Origin of the sequence: Serratia sp. H1w, from assembly GCF_000633355.1 — a bacterium.
In the GTDB taxonomy this organism is placed as follows: domain Bacteria; phylum Pseudomonadota; class Gammaproteobacteria; order Enterobacterales; family Enterobacteriaceae; genus Chania.
In genome coordinates this window covers 54,746-75,792 of the sequence record NZ_AYMQ01000054.1, presented here as the reverse complement: position 1 = coordinate 75,792, position 21,047 = coordinate 54,746, and the positions used below count along the sequence as shown (strand labels likewise).

The 21,047-nt window shown below is 51.6% G+C and carries 29 protein-coding genes and 1 tRNA gene; 5 read left to right on the top strand and 25 right to left on the bottom strand.

Annotated features, from left to right (window positions below):
* Positions 1–71: 71 nt before the first annotated feature.
* Positions 72–1,910: an RNA polymerase sigma factor RpoD gene (rpoD, locus tag U869_RS0112075; protein ID WP_025119973.1), complete on the top strand. Its 1,839-nt coding sequence runs from the start codon at positions 72–74 to the stop codon at positions 1,908–1,910.
* A gap of 184 nt (positions 1,911–2,094) precedes the next feature.
* On the opposite strand, the gene mug is transcribed toward rpoD, so the two are convergent.
* Complete coding sequence (mug, locus tag U869_RS0112070) at positions 2,095–2,583, bottom strand: G/U mismatch-specific DNA glycosylase (protein ID WP_025119974.1); 489 nt, start codon at positions 2,581–2,583, stop codon at positions 2,095–2,097.
* A gap of 148 nt (positions 2,584–2,731) precedes the next feature.
* Between mug and U869_RS0112065 the strand changes: the two genes are divergently transcribed.
* Positions 2,732–2,808, top strand: a tRNA-Ile gene (locus tag U869_RS0112065).
* A 138-nt stretch (positions 2,809–2,946) separates the two neighbouring features.
* Here U869_RS0112065 and U869_RS0112060 read toward each other — a convergent pair.
* The 20 genes from U869_RS0112060 to U869_RS32390 all read right to left on the bottom strand — a co-directional run bounded on the left by U869_RS0112060 (position 2,947) and on the right by U869_RS32390 (position 15,216).
* Positions 2,947–3,393 carry a hypothetical protein gene (locus U869_RS0112060; RefSeq protein WP_025119975.1) on the bottom strand — a complete coding sequence of 149 codons (447 nt, stop codon included), beginning with the start codon at positions 3,391–3,393 and terminating at the stop codon, positions 2,947–2,949.
* A gap of 95 nt (positions 3,394–3,488) precedes the next feature.
* The gene (locus U869_RS0112055) at positions 3,489–4,112 is read right to left on the bottom strand and encodes a tail assembly protein (RefSeq protein WP_025119976.1); all 624 of its coding nucleotides are present in this window, start codon (positions 4,110–4,112) and stop codon (positions 3,489–3,491) included.
* An 11-nt stretch (positions 4,113–4,123) separates the two neighbouring features.
* A complete protein-coding gene (locus U869_RS0112050; RefSeq protein ID WP_025119977.1) occupies positions 4,124–4,723 on the bottom strand; it encodes a tail assembly protein in 600 nt (199 codons plus the stop codon).
* A gap of 13 nt (positions 4,724–4,736) precedes the next feature.
* The gene (locus U869_RS0112045) at positions 4,737–6,398 is read right to left on the bottom strand and encodes a terminase large subunit (protein ID WP_025119978.1); all 1,662 of its coding nucleotides are present in this window, start codon (positions 6,396–6,398) and stop codon (positions 4,737–4,739) included.
* Positions 6,385–6,738 carry a phage terminase small subunit P27 family gene (locus tag U869_RS0112040; RefSeq protein WP_025119979.1) on the bottom strand — a complete coding sequence of 118 codons (354 nt, stop codon included), beginning with the start codon at positions 6,736–6,738 and terminating at the stop codon, positions 6,385–6,387. Before U869_RS0112040 ends, U869_RS0112045 begins: the two co-directional genes overlap by 14 nt.
* Before the next feature lie 135 nt (positions 6,739–6,873).
* Positions 6,874–7,026 carry a hypothetical protein gene (locus tag U869_RS32395; RefSeq protein WP_198530675.1) on the bottom strand — a complete coding sequence of 51 codons (153 nt, stop codon included), beginning with the start codon at positions 7,024–7,026 and terminating at the stop codon, positions 6,874–6,876.
* On the bottom strand, positions 7,023–7,466 hold the full coding sequence (locus tag U869_RS0112030; protein WP_025119980.1) for an HNH endonuclease: 444 nt from the start codon (positions 7,464–7,466) through the stop codon (positions 7,023–7,025). The genes U869_RS32395 and U869_RS0112030 overlap by 4 nt, the downstream gene beginning before the upstream one ends.
* Positions 7,466–7,759, bottom strand: coding sequence for a head-tail connector protein (locus U869_RS0112025; protein ID WP_025119981.1), 294 nt, complete (start codon positions 7,757–7,759; stop codon positions 7,466–7,468). Before U869_RS0112025 ends, U869_RS0112030 begins: the two co-directional genes overlap by 1 nt.
* Positions 7,756–8,091 carry a phage head closure protein gene (locus U869_RS0112020; RefSeq protein ID WP_025119982.1) on the bottom strand — a complete coding sequence of 112 codons (336 nt, stop codon included), beginning with the start codon at positions 8,089–8,091 and terminating at the stop codon, positions 7,756–7,758. The genes U869_RS0112025 and U869_RS0112020 overlap by 4 nt, the downstream gene beginning before the upstream one ends.
* Positions 8,088–9,305 (bottom strand): phage portal protein, encoded by a 1,218-nt coding sequence (locus tag U869_RS0112015; protein ID WP_115650693.1) that lies wholly within the window; start codon positions 9,303–9,305, stop codon positions 8,088–8,090. Before U869_RS0112015 ends, U869_RS0112020 begins: the two co-directional genes overlap by 4 nt.
* A 1-nt stretch (position 9,306) precedes the next feature.
* The gene (locus U869_RS0112010; RefSeq protein WP_025119984.1) at positions 9,307–9,858 is read right to left on the bottom strand and encodes an HK97 family phage prohead protease; all 552 of its coding nucleotides are present in this window, start codon (positions 9,856–9,858) and stop codon (positions 9,307–9,309) included.
* Between the two features lie 49 nt (positions 9,859–9,907).
* A complete protein-coding gene (locus U869_RS0112005) occupies positions 9,908–11,080 on the bottom strand; it encodes a phage major capsid protein (protein WP_025119985.1) in 1,173 nt (390 codons plus the stop codon).
* A gap of 208 nt (positions 11,081–11,288) precedes the next feature.
* Complete coding sequence (locus U869_RS0112000; RefSeq protein WP_025119986.1) at positions 11,289–11,642, bottom strand: hypothetical protein; 354 nt, start codon at positions 11,640–11,642, stop codon at positions 11,289–11,291.
* A 13-nt stretch (positions 11,643–11,655) separates the two neighbouring features.
* Positions 11,656–11,919 carry a hypothetical protein gene (locus tag U869_RS0111995; protein ID WP_025119987.1) on the bottom strand — a complete coding sequence of 88 codons (264 nt, stop codon included), beginning with the start codon at positions 11,917–11,919 and terminating at the stop codon, positions 11,656–11,658.
* A gap of 275 nt (positions 11,920–12,194) precedes the next feature.
* Entirely contained in the window at positions 12,195–13,961 is a 1,767-nt protein-coding gene (locus U869_RS0111990) for a DUF5906 domain-containing protein (protein ID WP_025119988.1), read from the bottom strand.
* The gene (locus tag U869_RS0111985; RefSeq protein WP_025119989.1) at positions 13,958–14,296 is read right to left on the bottom strand and encodes a hypothetical protein; all 339 of its coding nucleotides are present in this window, start codon (positions 14,294–14,296) and stop codon (positions 13,958–13,960) included. The genes U869_RS0111990 and U869_RS0111985 overlap by 4 nt, the downstream gene beginning before the upstream one ends.
* On the bottom strand, positions 14,293–14,583 hold the full coding sequence (locus U869_RS0111980) for a hypothetical protein (RefSeq protein ID WP_025119990.1): 291 nt from the start codon (positions 14,581–14,583) through the stop codon (positions 14,293–14,295). The genes U869_RS0111985 and U869_RS0111980 overlap by 4 nt, the downstream gene beginning before the upstream one ends.
* Complete coding sequence (locus tag U869_RS30025; protein ID WP_051588642.1) at positions 14,576–14,764, bottom strand: hypothetical protein; 189 nt, start codon at positions 14,762–14,764, stop codon at positions 14,576–14,578. The genes U869_RS0111980 and U869_RS30025 overlap by 8 nt, the downstream gene beginning before the upstream one ends.
* The gene (locus tag U869_RS29390; RefSeq protein ID WP_051588643.1) at positions 14,757–14,948 is read right to left on the bottom strand and encodes a hypothetical protein; all 192 of its coding nucleotides are present in this window, start codon (positions 14,946–14,948) and stop codon (positions 14,757–14,759) included. The genes U869_RS30025 and U869_RS29390 overlap by 8 nt, the downstream gene beginning before the upstream one ends.
* Positions 14,941–15,216, bottom strand: a complete 276-nt coding sequence (locus U869_RS32390; RefSeq protein ID WP_025119991.1) for a host cell division inhibitor Icd-like protein — start codon at positions 15,214–15,216, stop codon at positions 14,941–14,943. Before U869_RS32390 ends, U869_RS29390 begins: the two co-directional genes overlap by 8 nt.
* A gap of 190 nt (positions 15,217–15,406) precedes the next feature.
* Here U869_RS32390 and U869_RS32545 point away from each other — a divergent pair, with 190 nt between their 5' ends.
* On the top strand, positions 15,407–15,610 hold the full coding sequence (locus tag U869_RS32545) for a YlcI/YnfO family protein (RefSeq protein ID WP_025119992.1): 204 nt from the start codon (positions 15,407–15,409) through the stop codon (positions 15,608–15,610).
* Between the two features lie 346 nt (positions 15,611–15,956).
* Here the strand turns inward: U869_RS32545 and U869_RS0111960 are convergent, their stop codons facing one another.
* The 4 genes from U869_RS0111960 to U869_RS32195 all read right to left on the bottom strand — a co-directional run bounded on the left by U869_RS0111960 (position 15,957) and on the right by U869_RS32195 (position 18,715).
* Positions 15,957–16,163, bottom strand: coding sequence for a helix-turn-helix domain-containing protein (locus U869_RS0111960; RefSeq protein ID WP_025119993.1), 207 nt, complete (start codon positions 16,161–16,163; stop codon positions 15,957–15,959).
* 143 nt (positions 16,164–16,306) lie between these two features.
* Positions 16,307–16,873 carry a hypothetical protein gene (locus U869_RS32540; RefSeq protein WP_025119994.1) on the bottom strand — a complete coding sequence of 189 codons (567 nt, stop codon included), beginning with the start codon at positions 16,871–16,873 and terminating at the stop codon, positions 16,307–16,309.
* Positions 16,863–18,293 (bottom strand): integrase family protein, encoded by a 1,431-nt coding sequence (locus U869_RS0111950; protein ID WP_025119995.1) that lies wholly within the window; start codon positions 18,291–18,293, stop codon positions 16,863–16,865. The genes U869_RS32540 and U869_RS0111950 overlap by 11 nt, the downstream gene beginning before the upstream one ends.
* Positions 18,294–18,478: 185 nt before the next feature.
* Positions 18,479–18,715 (bottom strand): hypothetical protein, encoded by a 237-nt coding sequence (locus U869_RS32195; RefSeq protein WP_157834731.1) that lies wholly within the window; start codon positions 18,713–18,715, stop codon positions 18,479–18,481.
* 123 nt (positions 18,716–18,838) lie between these two features.
* Here U869_RS32195 and U869_RS0111945 point away from each other — a divergent pair, with 123 nt between their 5' ends.
* Both U869_RS0111945 and U869_RS0111940 read left to right on the top strand, forming a co-directional pair.
* Positions 18,839–19,300 carry a GNAT family N-acetyltransferase gene (locus tag U869_RS0111945; RefSeq protein ID WP_025119996.1) on the top strand — a complete coding sequence of 154 codons (462 nt, stop codon included), beginning with the start codon at positions 18,839–18,841 and terminating at the stop codon, positions 19,298–19,300.
* 374 nt (positions 19,301–19,674) lie between these two features.
* Complete coding sequence (locus tag U869_RS0111940; RefSeq protein ID WP_025119997.1) at positions 19,675–21,009, top strand: amidohydrolase family protein; 1,335 nt, start codon at positions 19,675–19,677, stop codon at positions 21,007–21,009.
* Positions 21,010–21,047 lie beyond the last annotated feature (38 nt).

The window sequence follows — 21,047 nt, the reverse complement described above, 5'->3', positions numbered from 1 at the left end:
CCCAAATGCTATTGTTGGCGGTTTCGCCGACCGACACCAACCCAAATACTCTGAAGTGTGGATACCGTCTTATGGAGCAAAACCCGCAGTCACAGCTTAAACTTCTTGTCCAACGTGGTAAGGAGCAAGGCTATCTGACCTATGCTGAGGTCAATGACCATCTGCCGGAAGATATCGTCGACTCCGACCAGATCGAAGACATCATCCAGATGATTAACGACATGGGCATCCAGGTGATGGAAGAAGCACCGGACGCCGATGACCTGCTGCTGGCTGAAAACAACAACAGCACAGACGAAGATGCGGAAGAAGCTGCCGCTCAGGTGCTGTCCAGCGTAGAATCTGAAATCGGGCGCACTACCGACCCGGTGCGTATGTACATGCGCGAAATGGGTACCGTTGAGTTGCTGACACGCGAAGGCGAAATCGACATCGCCAAGCGTATCGAAGACGGCATCAATCAGGTGCAGTGCTCGGTTGCCGAGTACCCTGAGGCCATCACCTATCTGCTGGAGCAGTACGATCGCGTCGAGGCTGGCGAAGCACGCCTGTCCGATCTGATCACCGGCTTCGTCGATCCTAACGCGGAAGAGGACATCGCGCCTACCGCCACGCACATCGGTTCTGAATTAACCACCGAAGAGCAGGACGACGACGAAAAAGACGAAGACGAAGAAGACGAAGCTGAAGACGACAACAGCATCGATCCGGAACTGGCGCGCCAGAAGTTTACCGATCTGCGCGATCAGTACGAAGCAACTCGTCTGGTCATCAAAAAGAACGGCCGCAGCCACGCCAGCGCAGCAGAAGAGATCCTGAAGCTGTCTGAAGTGTTCAAGCAGTTCCGCCTGGTGCCAAAACAGTTCGACTTCCTGGTCAACAGCATGCGTACCATGATGGATCGCGTTCGTACGCAAGAACGTATCATCATGAAGCTGTGCGTTGAGCAGTGCAAAATGCCGAAGAAAAACTTCGTCACCCTGTTCGCCGGCAACGAAACCAGCGATACCTGGTTCGCAGCGGCACTGGCAATGGGTAAACCATGGTCAGAAAAGCTGAAAGATGTGAGCGAAGATGTTCAGCGCAGCCTGCAAAAACTGCGTCAGATCGAAGAAGAAACCGGCCTGACCATTGAGCAGGTAAAAGACATCAACCGTCGTATGTCGATCGGTGAAGCGAAAGCCCGCCGCGCGAAGAAAGAGATGGTTGAAGCCAACTTGCGTCTGGTTATCTCGATCGCCAAGAAATACACCAACCGTGGCCTGCAGTTCCTGGATCTGATCCAGGAAGGCAACATCGGCTTGATGAAAGCGGTAGACAAGTTTGAATACCGTCGTGGCTACAAGTTCTCGACTTACGCCACCTGGTGGATCCGTCAGGCTATCACCCGCTCCATCGCCGACCAGGCACGTACCATCCGTATTCCGGTGCATATGATTGAGACCATCAACAAACTCAACCGTATTTCGCGCCAGATGCTGCAAGAGATGGGCCGTGAACCTACGCCGGAAGAGCTGGCCGAGCGTATGCTGATGCCAGAGGACAAAATCCGTAAGGTACTGAAGATCGCCAAAGAGCCGATCTCCATGGAAACGCCGATTGGTGATGATGAAGATTCACATCTGGGCGATTTCATCGAGGATACCACCCTCGAGCTGCCACTGGATTCTGCCACCTCTGAAAGCCTGCGTTCTGCCACGCACGACGTCCTGGCTGGCCTGACCGCACGTGAAGCGAAAGTGCTGCGTATGCGTTTCGGTATCGATATGAACACTGACCACACGTTGGAAGAAGTGGGCAAACAGTTCGACGTTACCCGTGAGCGTATTCGTCAGATCGAAGCCAAAGCGTTGCGTAAACTGCGCCACCCAAGCCGTTCAGAAGTGCTGCGTAGCTTCCTGGATGACTAAGGTTTAACAACCTCCTAAGAACCCCGGCTTGCCGGGGTTTTTTTATGCCTTATTGCAGGCCTCACCGCGTAGAGGCGCTGCATGCTGCGCCCTTCTGAATAATCAGTGGTTCAATCCCGACGAATTTAGCGACATTGCCAGTTTGTCATCAATCGGCAACCCCGGCTCGCCGGTTGTTTATGCCTTATTGCAGTGCTAGAAATAGCTCACGGTAACTCTCGGTAAGCTGCTCCAACGTCGCACGATTCAATCCACTGGGATTAGGTAATACCCACACCTCGGTTTCGCCCAGCATCATCTCCTGACGCCCCCAAGACGCATTGCGCACGCCAAACGCATTGCTGAACGCCTGTTTCCCCAGGATCGCCAAAGCACGCGGTTGGTAACGCAGAATTTTTTCTTTGAGCGCCTCACCGCCACCACGCAGCTCATCGCGCGTCAGTTCGCTGGCCGCCACCGTTGGGCGCGCTACCAGAGCGGTGATACCACAACCATTATCTTGCAGCTGTAACCACTCTTCCGGAGCCAACTGACGATTGGTGAAACCCGCCTGATGGATCACCTTCCAGAAGCGGTTGCTGCCATTGGCGAAGGGATAGCCCTGATGGGCAGAGGAAAGGCCAGGATTGATGCCGCAGAACACCACCTGTAGATTGGGTGCCAAGAGTTCCATAAGTATTGCGAGTCCGTTGACAGGGATTAATAACGGTTATCGCAAAATCTGCCAGCAATTACAACAGGCTAGAGCTGTACATAAAAACATCATATGGTTTGATGAGTGTAGACCTGCGTCCCCTGATTACCGTATAATCTCGCCTCTTGGCCCCTTAGCTCAGTTGGTTAGAGCAGGCGACTCATAATCGCTTGGTCACTGGTTCAAGTCCAGTAGGGGCCACCAAATAAAACAAGGACTTACGATAAAAACGTGAGTCCTTTAGTTTTTCTGGGATACTTATGGGATACCTCAGAGCGGGAACGTTAGGTATCGAAACCACCTACGGCGGAAAAACATCCATCTCATCGGTGCTTTTGCAGTCTAAAATCCACCATGCCTTTCAGAATATAGAATGAAACTTTTGATGTGACTCTCTAGTTTCTCGACATACTCTTGGTCATTCCAGTTTTTTTCAGAATAACTAGTGCCATTTGTGGATTCATAACGCTTGCCATTATCGTCAGTAAAGTAGGTGATAAAACAAAACGAACCATCAAAATGCTTACTTTCACCAAAGTAAAGGTCGTTATGCCCACCATCTTTATACCTTAGCTTAAAAGTAATGTGGCTGTCCGATGATTCAACATTCACTTTTATGCCCCTTCCAATCAGTTCTTTTTCATACTCCTGAACAGTTGGAATAAGCCTAGGGATGATTTCTTTAAAATCTTCACGAATCTGAGCAATCCGCTTTTCTCGGCCCTCCTCGGCTGCTTTTGTTTTAGAGATACTTTTATCGATCTCACCAAAAAAATCGTCTCTACTCATATCAGTTTCCTTGATCATTAAGAAAAACCATTGTTGCGCATACAATATACTAATTTCACTATTGCAACGATAGCCTCCTAGCGGCAACTCCATCTTTACATTTTATCTTCAGCATAAATCCCGGCTGATATGATGGCTCCACCGATCCGGCGCTTGCCGTAGGCAATCGGCACAGGATTACCCTGAGCGATGGTGTTGACCGGCCCACCGAAAGCGTAGGATGGCTTATTCTCTGGGCTTTCGCGCCGCGCAGCCCCTCCCTGCATCGGGGAAAGCATTTGAGCGACACCACCAATCATCATTGCAGCGCCTGCCTGTAGAGCATAAGACCCCCACGCACCGCCACCAAAAGCCTGACCCCAGGGGGACATGCCAATAGCACCAACGACAACCAATACCGCACCAAGGATGGTCTGAAACATCCCCGCCTTTTTACTGCCGATGATGACCGGCACGATCCGTATTTCGCTTGAGCCGTTATATTCCAGTTCTTCCCGCCCGATGTTCTGTTTACCGCTGAAAATGGCAAAGGTCAGCCCTTTGGCTTTACTGGTCAGCATGAACTTCTCAAACCCCGGCAAGACCGTACACAGCGCCTTGATGGCTTCCCCTGGAGTCTGGACGCACATTTCCATGACGCCCTTCCTGTTGTCTTTCACGAACTGGCGCAACGGGCCATACACACGGACAGTTCTTGTTTGGTTTTCATTGTTTTTCATGGTGTCACCTGTTATTGCTGATCTTCGGTATAGATACCGGCTGAAATTACTGCACCGCCTATCTCACGGCACCCATACCCCACGGCGACAGGATTCCCCTGCGCGGTAGTGTTTACTGGCCCGCCAAAGGCATAGCTCGGTTTGTTATCTGGACTCTCTCGCGTTCGCAGCCCGCCCGCCTGGGGTGAAAGCATTTGAGCGATCCCACCCAGGGCCATTGAGGCACCGGCAGCCATAAGGTAAGAGGCGATAGGTGCGCCTAACGGTGTGAATGAAATTGCAATCAGTGCCACGCCAAGGATGGTCTGGAACAGCCCGGCGCGTTTGCTGCCGATAATCACCGGCACTAGGTGAATATCCTCACTGCCTTTCGTCATTTCCAGCTCGGCTTCGGCAATGTTGCGCTTTCGCTCGTTACCAACGAACACCGCAAAGGTTAAGCCGCGCTTGTGCGCTTCGGCCATGTACCGCTCAAACCCATCAAGCAGGCTTTTAGCCGCTGACATCATTTTGGGGACATTGTGGGCCTTGTATTTAAAATCACGCCCAAACCGCTCAATCAAGGGGCCATGAAAAATCATTTTACGCATAGGTACATCGATAAAAGCCATCGTGTTACTCCTGTTAAATACCGGTGAACGCCGCAAGGCGCTTTTGCTGCTCTTCGCTCACGTCGAAGGCGAACTCTTCATGCTGTAGCTGGTAAGTGCCAAAGCTCATCAGGAAGGCGATCGCCGGGTCTATCTTGTTGGCGGCCTTCTTCTTGTTCGGCTTGATATTGGCGTTGGCGTCGGTTTCCATCACCACGTTAGCCATCGCCCAGGCCAGCACCGGATCGCCGTTGTGCTCGATCACCTTGCGGTTAACGAATACCTCTGCCGATTTCGCTACCGGGCTGAACTTCATATAGGTTTGAGGGAAAGGCTCCACATCGAGGCCGGCCCCCTGTAACTGGGTGCGGATTTGCGTGGCGTTCCAGGTGTCGAAACCCACCAGCTCGATACTGAACCGCTCGGCGTCGGCCAGCACATCATCACGGATGCGGTCATAGTCGATACAGTCACCCGGCGTGGTGCGCAACCAACCCTGCTTCACCCACTGGCGGTATAAGGTACGGTTTTTATTGGCAGGGTTTTGTAGTTGGGCGTCGGGGATATAATGGCGCGTCAGCAGGCGCACAGACCGCTCCAGCGGGAACGTATAGCAAACGCTAGTAATGTCACTGGTGGAGGACAGATCCAGACCGGCGTAACACTGCAATCCTTCCAGGTCGGCTTCGGTATATTCAGCGGCGCAGGCTTTCCAGGCTCCCTCACCCATCCACGGGGTTTCCCCCTGGCACCAGATGTTAAAGCGCTTGGTCAGCATTTCCACCCACTGCGAGGGAATGCCTCGGGCCTTTTGGATGGTATCGGCCAGCGCGGCCACATCGACGGACACCGACAGGTTAGGATTAGCCTTTACCCACTGCGCCGGGTCGTCTACTTCGCTCTCGTCGTCCAGCTCGTAGATCAGCGCAAACAGCGATTCATTCTCTTCTTCCCCGGCCAATATCTGGCAACAGTAATCATAGTGCTGCTTGCAGGCCGATACGATGTTGCTGCCAGCGGTGGTGATGGCAAACAAAATGCCTTCGGGACGTGCGCCCATGCCCAGTTCAAGGGCGGAGTAAACGCCGTTATCCGGGTGCAGGTGATACTCATCGACCACCGCCAGGCTAGGGTTAGTCCCTTCAATGGTTGAAGCTCTGGCCGCCAGCGGCTTTAACAGGCTGTTGGATTTGGCGTAGATCAGCTTGTGCTGTTGGATTGCTACCCGCTTGCGTAGCGGTTTGGACAGCAGGCACATCTGCCGGGCATCATCGAACACGATACGGGCCTGATCCCGGCTTACGGCAGCGGTGTAAATGTCCTGCTGGCCGTGCTCCATCACCAGGAACCAGTTAGCCAGCATGGCCGCTACCGTGGATTTGGCATTCTTGCGCGGTACCTGAATGTAGGCACTGCGGTATTTGCGGCGACCAGTAGACACCACTTTGAACCCCAACAGGTTGGCAAAGGCGAACTGCTGCCACGGCTCTAGCGCGATCGGTTGACCACGTAACGGCCCTTTGACGTGGGGACAGAGGCGAGAAAAAGCGACAAAACGCTCTACTATGGCCGTATCGAACACGTAAAGGGGGTTATTCAGGTCGCTAAAGTACCGATCAACAGCCTGTTTCAGTCGCTCACAGGCCGGGATTTTGCCGCTTTTGACGTCTAGCGCATACTGGTTATAGGCGGTCAATCTCGTCATCCTCGTCAGTTTCCACCGGGTTACGGCGGCGGGATACCGGATCAAAGCCCAGCAATGATGACATTTTGATCATCACTCTTTCCGCTTCTGCCTTGGCACTGATAGAAGGGTTGCGGCTCTCGCTCCCCTGGCTGTTTGCAATGCTGAACCCTCTGGCGAAAATGTCTGCGACCGCCTTTCTGTAAATGGAATAGTTGACGCAATACAATTCAAAGTTGTTCCAGTCGGCGGGGATCAAATCACCGCGTTCGGCCAACTGTTTGCCACGGGCTTTCCACTGCTGGGCCGCAATGTCATCGAGATAAGCGGGAGGTCTGGGTAGTTTTGCCATAATGTTATGAATCTCCATCGGTTTTATTTTTATAAAAAATGCCTCGCGTGAAAATTTGAGGAGGCGGGTGGTTCCTGCAGGAGGTTTTTTTGTCTTTAAAATCCCCCCCTCCCTTCAAATGACAACTATTATCATCTATCGATTTCTGAACGCTTCGGCTAGCTCACGGTCACGCTGTGACAGACGCTTGCCTGTGGCTTGTTCTGGCGTCTTGCCGTGGCGTTTGGTGAACCCATCACGGCTACGCTCCAATCCTTTAAGCAACTGATTAATCTCTTGTTCAGTCATGGCTCGTTACCTTCATACAACCAATCCCAACGGTGAGCGGCGGCTTCTTCCTGCTCCCGGAACTGACCGGCTTTGCGCTGCTGCTTGGTGAGTGGGTCTTGGGTGGTGGTCTTCCTGCTGTGATGGCTGACACATAACCCTTGATGATTGCTGGCAGGCCAGAACAGCACATCGCTTTCACCCTCAATCGGGATGATGTGATCGACTATCTTGGCCGGGGCGTAGATCCCTTCCTTCTCGCACATCACACAGAGCGGGTGAGCCTTGAGATAGGCAAAACGATACTGGCCCCAGCGGTTGGAATAGCCACGCTCGGTACGAGTGCCACGGCTGGCAGTCAGCGCAGCGTTGGCCTGTCGCTTGTGCTCAGGGCAACGGCCAGCCTTTACGCGATTACGGCAACCGGGATAAGTACAACGTTTGAGTGGGTGAGATGGCATCAGTACACTCCTGGCTCGCGGTAGTAGTTCCACAATGAAGTCGTGGTGAAGGGCAGCTCGGCGGTTTTCTCCGCGGCTATCTCTCGGTTCTCATACCAGTGACTTATCAACAACAGGCAACCCACCTTGATAGCTGGGTTAAGCTCCAGCTCATCACCGAAACGCCTACCGATATGTTTCTGGCAGATCTCCAGCGCGGCAGCGATATAACCCTGCAACAAGGTGTCTTCCTCGCTGCCATCGATACGGCAATGCAGCTTGACCTCTTCCAGGCCGATTGATGTTTCACTCATGGCGTAACGCCTCCCTTGCATAGCAGCTCTAACCGGCTGGCTTTCGGATCAGGGATCGCTGAGGCAATGTTGTAGGCCAGTTGCCTATGTCCTTTCTGTTGCCACAAGATACGGCTGGCACTGCCTACATCATCCCGGTAGCGCAGCCACACACGGAGGGTGATCTCCGACATCTCCGCACCCGAGGCCAGCAGCTCACGACCGCTGATCGCTTTCACCTCGGCCCACACGGTAGCCACATCAAACCAGACCTCTTTCTCACTGCCTGATGGCAGCTCAATCGTGGTGAAGTTTTGAATGGTTATGCGGTGGCGCATCTGACCTGCTTTCATTCGTCACCTGCCTTATTGTCTTTGCTGACCTTAAATTCCTGTTTCCATGCCTGGCTAAACTCCTCGCCGCCTTCGCGTGGTGGCATACCTTCACGCTCGCGGGCTTCGTTCGGGCACATCACGCCAGACTTGATCGCCGTTTCGTAACTGCGGAAACGATCTTGTGGGTTGGCGCGTAACAGGTCGGCGGTGTCGAACTCCACCTGGTAACGAGAACCGGCAGACGGGGAACTCAATAGCAAGGCGGCTTTAAGCTGTTGCTCAAAGTTGGTCAGCCAGGGGCGCATTGTCATGGTGAGAAAGGCGCGGCTCGCCTCGCTAAAGTTGCTGTAGGTGCTGTTGGAATACTCTTGCAGGAAGATCGGGCTGATATTGAAGATCCGGGCGATGTCTTCAATGGTGAAGCGGCGAGAAGCTAACCACTCGGCATCCTGATTGCTCATGCCTAATTGTTCATACTCCATGCCACCTTCAAGGATTGGCGTCTTACCGGCGTTCCTGGCCCCCTTGTAGCGCTCCAGGGCATCCATAGCTTTCTTGCCATTAACGCTGTCCAGCCACTCTTTGGCCTTAACGATCCCTGCGGCCATCATGCCATCACGCATAATGCTGGTACCGTGGCGTTGTTGAGCCATACCCAACCCCAGGGTTTCCCGGCAAATGCTGACCGGTGAGCGGGACAAGAAACCATCATCGGTTGAATAGCGCAGGTGCAAGATTTCTTCCTGCAGATAGGTGCGAACTTGACCGCTGAAAGGTTCGGTAATGGTGTAGGCGTAGCGGTGTTTGTCCAGGCGCTTCGGTACAACCGCCCTCGGTGGGTAGGGGTGTAATGATTTTGGTTGGCCGTCCTTGCCCCATTGGATCACCGCGTAGGCGTTACCGTTCAACAGGCAATGGCGCATTAGGGTGCGCTTGAACTGGTAAGGGGTCTGGCAGTCGTTCGGGCGCTCATTGAGCAACACATCAACGGGGTGATCGGCCAACCAGGCGCGGGCCTCTACACCGTTGGTACGTGTTACCCGGTATAAGTAGCAAGGCATGGAGGCTACCGCTTCGCTAATCACCGCCACGGCGTTGAGTACCGCTGGCAGGGTTTCAGCATTACCCGATGAGACATGTTCACCTGAACCGGTGTTGGGGATACCGGCCATCACCAGAAACTCATCAATGGTCATGCTGCGGTTTTCGGTCTTGCGTTTCCACGGCCACATATCACAACCCCGCCAGATAAGCCCAATGGGAGCGCAACTCCACCAGCTCCGGGTGTTGGGTCAACAGTGAGCGCTTGGCGATCTGAATGTCGGTTTCACGGTAGGCCGGTAAGCTGGTCACGGTGATTTCGCGTAACTCGGCGGCCAGCACGGTACGGACATACGGCTGTTGGGTGCTGTCCCACTGATCTTTCAAGGCTCGGAACCCGAAAGACATGCCGGAAATGTCACCACGTTCGACCAGTGTCAGCACATCGCGGCCCAGTTGGGTATCGGGTGGGGTCAGCTCAAAGCGCAAGCCGGTGGCGTCTTCACTCAGCACCAGGGTGCCGGAGGTATTGCGGCCCAGCAGCGCGGTATAGTCATGCTCGTACAGGGCGCGAACATCCGCACCAGCCGCCAGGCTATCTTTGAAGGCATTAGGGGCGAACTGTTCTACAAACTCATCCCACAGCACCTCTGATCGGCTGTTCCACTTCACGGCATAACCCACCAGCTTTTTATCGGCGGCGGAAAGTGTGGCGGTGCGGATTTCAAAATCGGTTTCTTTCATCGGTGCATTCCCTCAGACAGAAAAGGGGCCGTAGCCCCTCCGCTGATACTTACTTTTTGATTTCCAGTACCTTGATGGCGTTGGAATCCATCAGCCCGCCGCCCAGGTACTTATCGGTATGCACCTTGTAGAAACCAGGCTCGGTGATGTTGTCCGGGCGGGTACGGGTGCCAGTGTCGTGATCAACGATGAAATAGCCGCGCTTGAAGTCGCCCACAGCGATTACTGGCAAGCCTGCGGCGGCGTCTGGCATGTTCTCCAGGTAGTGAACCGGGTGGCCCAGCAACATATCCGGATCACCGGCTTGCAGACGATCGCGCCAGATGTAATCCCCGTTGCCGTTCTTCAGCTTTTGCAGCATGGCGGCGGTATTGGAGTTCATCGCCCATACGGCATTTTTGCGGTAACGGCGGCGCAGCTTGAAGACCAGATCGATCAGCTCATCGGCGGTGGGAGTGGTGCCAGCGGAAACCATTTTCTCCAGGGTGCCGAACGGGCGAGCGCGGTCACCGGTAGCAGCGCGGGGATAGGCCAGGAACCCTTTGGATTTTTTCGCTCCGTCACCGTTCACCAGGTCGGTTTCTTCGGTTTCGGCAAAGGTGTCGCTGATCTCTTCGGTCAGCCAGCCCAGAATATCCACGTCGCTAAAGTCGAGGATTTCCTGGGTGGTTTTCGGGTAAGCGTAGATAGGGTTCAGCTTGATGCTGACCTCTTCCAGCTTCGGCGTCGCGGTTTCGGTACGGGCTTCACCTTCGGTGCCACGTCCTACCGCCGCGCCGCCTACGGACACGAGTTTCTTGTATTCGTTGGATTTGGTGGTCTTCACCGTACAGATCTGGCGCATCACGCTTTCATCCGCCAACATGCGCATGATCTCGGTATCCAGCTCAGGGATAACGGAATAGCCGCCGCTCTCATTGACGGTGGTAGATAACATGCGGGTTTCGCCGGTCATGATGTAGTGACGCAACTCTTCATTGGTTACAGTCTTGCCGTCTTTGGCTGGCTTGGCGTTTCCACCTTGGGCGCGTTCTTCATCAGCCAGGGCTTCATAGCGGCCAATATCAGCCTGTAGGGCGTCGGTCTGAGTGCGGAGTTCGTCGAACTGGGTAGCCTCTTCGGTGGTAAGGCTGCGTTTCTCATCTTCGGCCTTGGTCAGCAGGGAGCGCATTTGGGTAGCGAGTTCGGCTTTCTTCTGGCGGAGTTCAATCAATTTTTTCATAGCGGTTTCCGTATAGTGTGAATACAGACGGGAAACCAACTCAGAGAGGGAAGCCGCTTAATAGATTTCCAGTGCGGAAAGGTGGGTGTTAGGCGGCTAAAGTGACGGCTCCCGTCGGAGTGTCACCCCCCAACATATACATGAAAATAAAAAATGAAACCCCTCAAAAATAGAGGGGTAATCATGAGTAATCATGGGTACAAAACATTTACACTTCTTTTTTCTTAAACGCCTCTATCGCACATACCCAATAACCAATAGTGCTATCTGTTTCACAAATTAAATCATTGAGCCTTTCGCTTGGCTTGGCCCCTTTCCTGATTTTGTCGATCGCCTTCATGTAGGAATCGTAAATTGCTGGCTCAATAAACTGCCTCTCAAAGGCGGTGAGTTCACCGCGTTTAAGTTGCCCCTGAATTTCCTTCAATGCGGCTTGAGCATACTCTTTTAACTCTGTCACTTTATCACTAATAGCCGCATCTGCTTTATACCGTGGATACATGACATTCAAATCCTCGGAGATATCATCAACACGGCGTTTAATTTCAAGTAATCTTTCCATATCACCCTCTTCGTTAAATATACTCGGTTACTAATTTATGGCCCGCTGGCACGTCTAATGGGATTGCTTCGCCATTCACTTTAATACACGGAAGCACTTGTTTCACTGGCTCATCGCTATAGATATGCCAGTAGTTCACATCGACATAGCTGATCACATCATGTACCGCAACAACCTCCTCTGTTTTGCGGTTGACTATCTTCACCCTGATACCTTGACGCGCAGGGTGTATATCCAGTATTTCAATGCCCGATCTTCTTTGGCTAGGCTGTGTCATTTTTTACCCCCATTTCATAGAGAAAAGTTTTTTACCCCTAAAACTGTCCGCACTGTCCGCCCTTGCCATTTTATCAATATAAATCATAAAGTTAAGCAGTCAGACAGTTGGTACAAAACTGTCCGCCACTACCCGCCCAAACTACCCGCCTAAGGGCGGACGGTTCAGACACTTAATACCAACTGTCCGTCCACTGTCCGCCCTATTTAATTATATGTATTTATTACATTTTTATTATAAAGGCGGACAGTTCAGACACTTTATTGAAGAAAAAACTATATTCCTGACTCGTTACCCATAGTGTCCCCGCCTCCCGTGGCGGCAGGTAGCCACTCGTCGGCCTCATCCAGCAACGTGATGTTGGACTGGATACGTCCACGGGTTGCCTTCTTCTTAGATTCGGCCTTCTTGTACTCCTTACCATACTCAGCCATCGATCCCGGCATATCCTTACCGAACCGCGTTAATGATACTGGCTTACCCAGGCCATGTGCTGACATGTAGGCCATGTAGGCGTGGTACAGATAACGGCGCGGGGCAAAGGGGATGACCTCTGCATTACCTATGAACATCCCTTCACACTCCACCATAGCCATCAGGTAGCCGCAAAAGTCCACCAGCGAATCACCCTCACGCTTGATGGCTAATGCCTCCTCAGATTGCCGCTGTTCCAGTAAAAGCCCTTTGGCCTCCTGTTGCTTGGCAAAGCGGGTTAACAGGTGCCGGATGATAACCGCCAGCTCTGCTTCAATCTTTTCAGGTAGGTGAATATCGCGTTCCCCATCCGGCACCACATCAGCAAAGTTAAAAATCACCCGCCGCCTTGATATGCCCCCGCTGCGGTCGCTAAAGGTCATTGAGTTGTTGTTCACCGCCAGCACGACAGCAGGGATCCGCATCGAGTACGGCGCTTTGTATTTCGGGTCTACGGCCACCTTGTCACCGCCCGTAATGGCTTTGATCCCTGAGCCGTCACCGGCATACCTAGCCATATCAGAGAGCACGATCAGCGACGCACCGACAATCAGCTCCCGTTCCTTGGGGTTCTCCAGTGAAGACATGCTGGCGGCCACTGTATTACCCTTGCCGGCTAGCATGGTGCAAACCTCGGCAAATACGCTTTTACCACTGCCGCCCGGCCCGGTGACCTCAAGGAATAGCTGCCAGTCATACCGGTTGGCCATCACCATATACAGCGCCGCCAGTACCCGATCGGCTTTGCGGGTATTACCCCCTGTAGAGCGGGTTAACCACTTCCAGAAGTTCGGCGCATGGGTGGCCAGCGTTTCCCCTTCGTGCGCCTGGCTGAATTCGACACCGCTGGCGATCAGCAACCAGTCTTCTCGGCGGTGCGGTCTGAACTCACCGGCCTTGGTGTCAAACACGCCATTGGTGAACCCGATCAAGTGCCGTTCCGTGGCCCCCATCCGGGGTAGGCTCAGTTTCATGGTATCCACGGCGGATTTGATACCTGGCTGTGAGTAAGAGATCTCTGCCTCTCGGTAGATCGCCGCCATTGCCCGTTGCAGCTCTTTATCGGCAATAGGCTTCCAGATCACCCCGTCATAATGATGAACGGTGTCTGAGTCACCATTGATTGCCAGTGCGCCACTGTAGCGAGCCAGAAGCACATCACCGCGCTGGCTGGCCCCCATCTGGTTAAGGGCCGGGGTTGCTGCTTGTTCGACCGCTGGCGGGGCGGCGTTGAACAGGCTATTAATCCGATCAGCGTCGGCCAGCACGGCCACCAGCTCTTTACGGCTGATAAACTCCAGCACCACCGCTTCGCGTTTCTCCCTGGCAGGTTCGGGGGCTAAGTTGGAGGAAAACCCGTTATCAGTCAGCCATTCAGGAGTGACATTCCCGATCGCAAACGCACTCAGCCGCACAGCCAGATCATTGAGTGGCGTTCCCGTTGTTGTTTGCAGTATGGCCTTTGCCGCTACCGCTTTCTCTATAGGACGACCGTTAACCCAACGGTAGACGCAGGAAAACAGCTCATTCGGCCATTGGCTGGTGTTAACCTTCTGTGCCTTGCTCATACCTTTGGCCTCACAGTCATGATGAATTTGCCGATCAGCGGGTGGAACCAGTATTTACTGCCGTATTTGCGCTTGGCCCCTTTGATAACGATCAGCGCCGCTTCACGGAATTTCGCTTCATGCACAATGTGACCGTTACCCTGGCGAACGATCATCACTCCACAGTTACGCGCCAACTCTTCCGCCTTGCTGGTGGATAGGCCCATTTCAGCCGCCAGCGTGGTTAGTGGGGCCATGCCTTCCGGCAGGGTGTCTTTACGCTGCAAGGAGGCCAAAGCCAGCTCAAGCGCTTCTACACGCTTTACCAGTTCGTTGTATTTCAGTGGGCTGATCATTGCTGTTTCTCCCGTAACCGGTAAGAGAGGGTTCCCTCTGCGCCTTTGGCACCTGCGGCAATCCGGGCAATGCTTTTCAGCATGTCGCCCAACTTGAACATGTCTATTTTCGCCTGCTCAACGTCGTAATTTTCACTTTCAGCAGCCCAGAACATGAGATTACCCACGGCGGAAATCCCCTCGATAATGCTGTCATGAACACCTGCAGCTATTTGCTCAAGCTCTGCAGCTTCTTCTAAAGGCACGGTGCGGCCGTCATTGACCAGCCAATAAGCATCTTTACGCATGGGTACTCCCTCCCTCATATGCTTCTTTAATCTCACGCAGGCGGAACAGGACTTTATCCAGCAGTTCGAAAGATATTTCACGCTCATCATCTGGCCCGTCGTGTAATTCCACGGAAGCAGCAAGAAGAACCTCAGCACGGCGCAGCTCATCACTAATCGATATAGCTATTTTTTTAGCCATGACGCACCTCCACGACCTCGGCGGAAACTTCCTCGGTGGCGGTTACGCCATCCGGCCTACATACCCAGCGCATACCCTGAGCGGCTTTCTCGGCACCGCGATAGGTTTTATAGCGGCGGCGGCAGGTTTCTACCGTGGTTTTGCCGGTGCGGTGGTTCGTGGTGGTGACGATGATTTTAAACATGACTCACCTCCGTAGAGGTTTGGTAGCGCTGGTGCATGAACTCAATGCGGTCGGCATCCAGATCTATTCGGTGAAAGTGCAACGGGCTTTCAGTGCGGATCTTGGCAGCAAAAATCAGAGTGAAATCAGTGCACTCAATTTTGAGGCGGGCTTCTTGCTCTGTATCTGCATCGGTGCGTAATACGGTTGGCCTGCCACCATTGGAATAGATAGCCAGGAACAGGAATGTAAATTTAGGGCGAGTTTGGGTAGACTTGATGTCAGCCATGATCGTTACCTCGTATAACGGTTTGGTAAGAAGCCCGGTTAGTGCTCCAACACTGCCGGGCTTCGCTATTTGCACCATTCTTAAAACCAAGGTGCACAAACACCATATATCTAGGTGCATATACACGTCAATGCTTTTCTTTTCTTTCCTTACCTGTATAGTGTTCCTACACCAATATAAGGGGAACAGCATGGCAACAGGCTTTAAGAACAACCGCTCAACAACAAAGGGAATCCGCTTTCCACACGAGTTAATTGAGGAGATCGACGCGAGCGTAGAGCGTGAGAAGCCAGAAAATCCCGGCGCTAATTTCTCGTCATGGGTGCTGGATGCCTGCGGGCGCAAGCTTAAGAGCGAGCAGCGCAAGAAGGCAAAAGAAGAACCAAAGGGCTGACCGATAGGGGTGTGCGACGATGCCGGATACCCCTTTACCCCCACTGGGGGAATACCCTCAATCGCCGATACTGAGTTTCCGGTAACAGGTGCTTTCCCTCTGATTGAGTAAAAGGTAACTGCAGGGATTCCGGTAGTTTGTGTCAGTGGATCAATGTGAACTGTTAATTTATTGAACTGCGCCAATGGCGCGGTTACCGCCAAAGCGTGTCTGATATCGAACTCAGCCAACGGCGGGGTTAACTTGACCTGATCGATCAATGTGATAATCTGGCTTGGCTTAAGTTTTATGCGTTGACACTGGCGGCCCTGCAAGGCCGCTTTTGTTTTATGTGGCATACCTCACCTCACACCGTTTGAGTTTGACGAACTGATGCCAGGTAAGCGTCTAGATCTGACTTGTGGTAAATAACCTTCTTTTTCCCCACTTTATAGAACGGGATCGACACGCGACCAGAACTGGCCCAATTAGCAAGGGTTTGAGGGCTAACGCCTAATTCGGCGGCAGCTTCTTTGCGGGTAAGTTTAATTTCTGTTGGTTCAATTAGTTTCATAAGTATCACCGTGTAATGTTGGTTATCAACGGGGATAAATATGGGGCTAAAAGTTGGAGTATTTCAGACCATTACCCGGATAACTGAACATGATATCCGGGTAATGACTTCCTATAACCGGGTGTAACACATCCAGTACCCAGCTACTGGGGGAGAACTAATTTAAAGTCAGTATATTTCTTTGGCTTAGGTGGTTTCGCTCCTGATGACTTAACCCACTTCAATAATGAGTTGGGGCTGACTTTACCATCATAGTGAATTACCAGTGCCTGATGTAATCTAGTCTGGCTGGCTCCGGGATGTTTTTTCCATGTATCTAAAATCACAGACATCACTTCATCATAATATTTATTTCTTGGCTTAGATGCTCTCTCTCTTTGAGACTCAGAAATAACCTCATTCTTTGCCAGCGCGGATAGGATATCTTTATGTTCTAGAATGCCGAGGTTTGAATCAATAAACTTTCTAATGTTAAATGAAAGCTCTTTAAACCCTAAAATCTCAAGAATAAAAGCACCAGTGTAAAGATCTCCATACTCATCACGTTTGAAGTTTTCAGCAACCTCCTTGGCCATTTTATATTTATAATCTATAGATTTATCGCTAAAATCATGAATATTAAACACATCAAAAAAACTGACATGCGAAATTTTATTGGACTCGTAATTTATCTCATTAATAAAATCATCTAGTGACTTATCACTTTCCATTATTTACCACCAATTCTTTACTTGCGATATCAAATAATAAGCGCCGTTTATCTTCATCACTCATATTCGCCAATGCAGCCAATAAACGAGCATTCATACCGTCAACTTTCTCCACCAGCCCCGCATTCTCCAGAATAGCCCGCTCTACCTTCCTGGCTGGTTCCTGTAGCTCATCAGCACCGAAATGCAGATACCCCTGGGTCACGTCTGCACTGCGTACAGTGCGGTGATTCATTAAGCGCTTGAGAATGTAGGAGCCAACCCCGGCCAATTCAGCCACTGTGCCATATGTGCGCCTGGCGTCGTGACACTTGAACTCGATGGGTATCAATCCATCTGGGTTAGCATCCGGCACTGTAGCGGCCACAATACGGGCTATGACCCGACGAGGCTCTTTAACAATGCCTTTTCTGCCATTAAATACGATGGTTTGCGCATCATTTTTCAATCTTAGGCGGCGGCGGAATATTGCCAGCAGGGTATCAGTGATCGGCAGCTCTAGCGGATCACCGTTCTTAGTGGTATCAATCCAGAAATAGCGACCACCGATATTCACCCTATCCCATTCCAAGCCGAATACCTCAGCACGGCGTAGGCCGGTAAATAAGGCCATATCCAGGGCATCACATATCGACACTGAAACATCATCCCTGACGGCGGCGGATTCCTGCCTTACTTGTTCAACAGCTTTCAACCACCGGCCAAGATCATTTGTCCTGATCCGCTCGGTCTTTCTGGTGGTACCGTGCCATTGTCGTTTTGTGCTTAGAACCATTGTCGGCGGATCAGGTAATAGCGTTTTTCCTTCCTCATCTCGGTAATGGTCATAAGCAAACCGATAAACAGCCCGGAGTGCGCGCGCCCACAAATCAGCCTGAGCTTTGCTTCCCGTTCCTACCCCGGCGCGGAGCAGTGACTTATCGCGACCAAACCAAACAGCCCCTTCGGTTACCGCCTTATGGCGAGCTTCAACACGATCCCGGCTGATATTCGCCATCGGCTGGTTCAACCAGTCACCGGAGAAGTTACCCAAGATGGAGCGGTACTGCTTTGCAGTGACAGGTTTCAGCCGGTGAGCCCGATTATCAATGTAGGTTTCCAGAGCCTCTGTCAGGGTTACTAGGCTCATTGCGTGTATGCGGCGTACATCATTTGGATTCTTGCCAGTGGTCGCTACATCCCCCAGCAGGTCTAAGGCTTTCGCCCTGGCGTTCTCGATGCTGAGATCGGGGAAACGCCCCAGCGTGGCCCGGATGAATTTCCCGTTGCGTTTGCGGGAGATGCAGAAGCTCTTCACACCTGAAGCGCCTACACGCAGTATCAGGCCATTCACAACGGCATCCCGGAACTCCAGACGACCACCAGCAGGATCTGGCTCCAGGGCTATAATGCTGGCTTTGGTAAACTTGAACGGCTTCACAATACGGTATCCCCAAAAAATCGCTTGGTCGCTCTGGGATACTTATGGGATACCTCAGAGCGGTATTTACGAGTATCAATGGGTATTTATACAGTGTCAAGCGTTAAGCTAAATACATGAAAAATAACGAAAGGTAATCATAGGTAAGTCATTAATTTGACACTCATAATCGCTTGGTCACTGGTTCAAGTCCAGTAGGGGCCACCAAATTTTAGATTTAAAATCATACGATTAAGCCACTTCTTGCGAAGTGGCTTTTTTGTTTGCTTGATGTAAATGGCCACAAAATGGCGATGCGTTTTCTTTCTACAGTTTCCTTCCAAGCCATAAGCAATAGCAACCAGCTCACCGTGTGGGGGGCATGCTTCCTCCGAGTAATCCATCAGGCCAAAAGCTTTAAAATTATCAGGCGACGATGCCAACCATTACCTTCTGATATACTGAAAATAAATAATTGAGGAAAACAGGAATACATGTTGAATTCCGATTAAATACTGATAGGGTGTTTATAATTTTTAAAAAACATCAGTACATGAGGAACGGGCATGGTAGCACTAAGAGATATGACAGATGATGAGTTTAAGTCATACCGACTGATTTTCATTGATGAATATGCCACAGATTTGACTGCCTCACGAAACTACTTAATCGAAGAAGCAAAAAAAAGGGCCTCCGAAGCGATAGATGTAGTTTTCTCTCAAGGGATAAACCAACCTCAAAGTAAATTATTCTCCATTATCTCTTCGAATGAAGAAAATACAGCACTCGGATATTTATGGGTGGAAATATCAAAAAAATCCGCCTGGATTTCAGACTTTTGGGTAAAACCGGAATGGCGCGAGAGAGGCATTGGTCGCGCTGCCCTTGCTGAAATGGAGGTGGTACTGGCAAGGTTGGGTGTAAACGAAATTGGGTTAAGAGTGGCCCCGAACAATCCATCAGCCAGGAGTTTGTACGAAAAGTGTGGTTTCCAACTGACTGGGTTTAATATGCACCGTGCATTATGAGGAAAAATAGCACATAACCAGATCATCAAGTACCGTAAGAATAGTATTGCATACCGTGCTTTGCGATATACCTACATTCTAATGATCAAGGGACAATCGTGCAGATAATAAATGCATTATTACCTCATCATTTTGAGCGTCTATCCGCAAGCACGTGTTTTGCCGTTACGTGTAAGGAAATTGATTGGTTTAATTGCGCAAGATCTGGCTGCCAACAACTCATGATTTTGAAGGATCGCGCTGGCGATGTGAACACCAATTTTAGAAACCTTCTACACTCTACTGAGGCTAAGATCTTCCCATCTTTTTAGCGATAGAAAGGAAGAAAACCTATCAAACATTTGCGGACTCAGAGACGCGAGAGGGTAATACCGATGGCAAATGCACTCAAAAAAACATTCTGGATCGCCTGTATCGCAGGTCTCTTACCTTCATTATCCAATGCTCAATCGTCAATGACCATCTTTGAGGATGTACGGATCTTTGACGGTACCACCTTGACGGCCAAGATGAATGTGGCTGTTGAAGGCAATAAAATTACGCAAATCTCTTCCCAACCGATCACTGCAACGGCCGATGCAGTACATATCGCTGGCAATGGTCAAACACTGATGCCAGGCCTTATCGATGCTCACTGGCACACCTTTATGGTTCGACCTACCATGGCCCAGGCATCACTGGCCCCGTTAACGTTTATTACTTTGCTGGCCGGTGCTGAGGCAGAGTCAACGCTGCTGCGTGGATTTACCAGCGTGCGTGATTTGGGGGGACCGGCGTTCGGCTTAAAACTCGCGATTGATAATGGCGTCATCAAAGGGCCACGCATCTGGCCATCGGGGGCAATGATTTCGCAAACGGGTGGTCATGGTGATTTTCGTATGCTTTCAGAGATACCCTCAACTCCTGATCAATTGAGCTATCCGGAGCGCGTTGGCATATCTGCGATAGCGGATTCACCCGATGAGGTTCGCAAGCGCACCAGAGAACAGTTATTGCAAGGGGCCAGCCAGATCAAACTGACTGGAGGCGGTGGAGTTTCTTCCCCCTATGGCCCGTTAGATACGGTGCAGCTCAGCGTGGATGAAATTCATGCCGCAGTCGAGGCCGCTGCGAATTGGGGCACCTATGTAACAGTTCATGCGTATACCCCAGAGGCCATTCGCAATGCCATCAAGGCCGGGGCAAAAGTGATTGAACATGGCCAACTGGCCGATGATGCCACGGCAAAATTGATGGCAGAAAGCGGAACATGGTGGAGTCTGCAACCCTTTTTGGCTGACGAAAATGCCAACCAGCTACCCGATGCGGCCGGCCAGGCCAGAGCAGCACAGGTGTTTGCCGGAACGGATAATGCCTATCGTCTGGCGAAAAAATACGGCGTGAAAGTTGCCTTCGGTACCGACATTCTATTTGATGCCAATCTGGCTGCCCGACAAGGCTCACAGCTTTCGACCATGACACGCTGGTACACCCCAGCCGAAGTGCTCAAAATGGCAACCGCAGATAATGCACAACTGTTGGCACTCTCAGATCGGCGCAATCCCTATCCAGGAAAACTGGGTGTGGTCGAAGTCGGTGCCTTAGCCGATTTATTGCTGGTTAACGGCGATCCGATCGCTGATATCGGCCTACTGGCCGATCCTGGTAAAAACCTGACGGTCATTATGAAAGACGGCCAGATAGTCAAAAACAAGCTGGCGTCGCAGTAAAGGCACGGGCGGTTATATAAATCACCAAGGGGCAACGC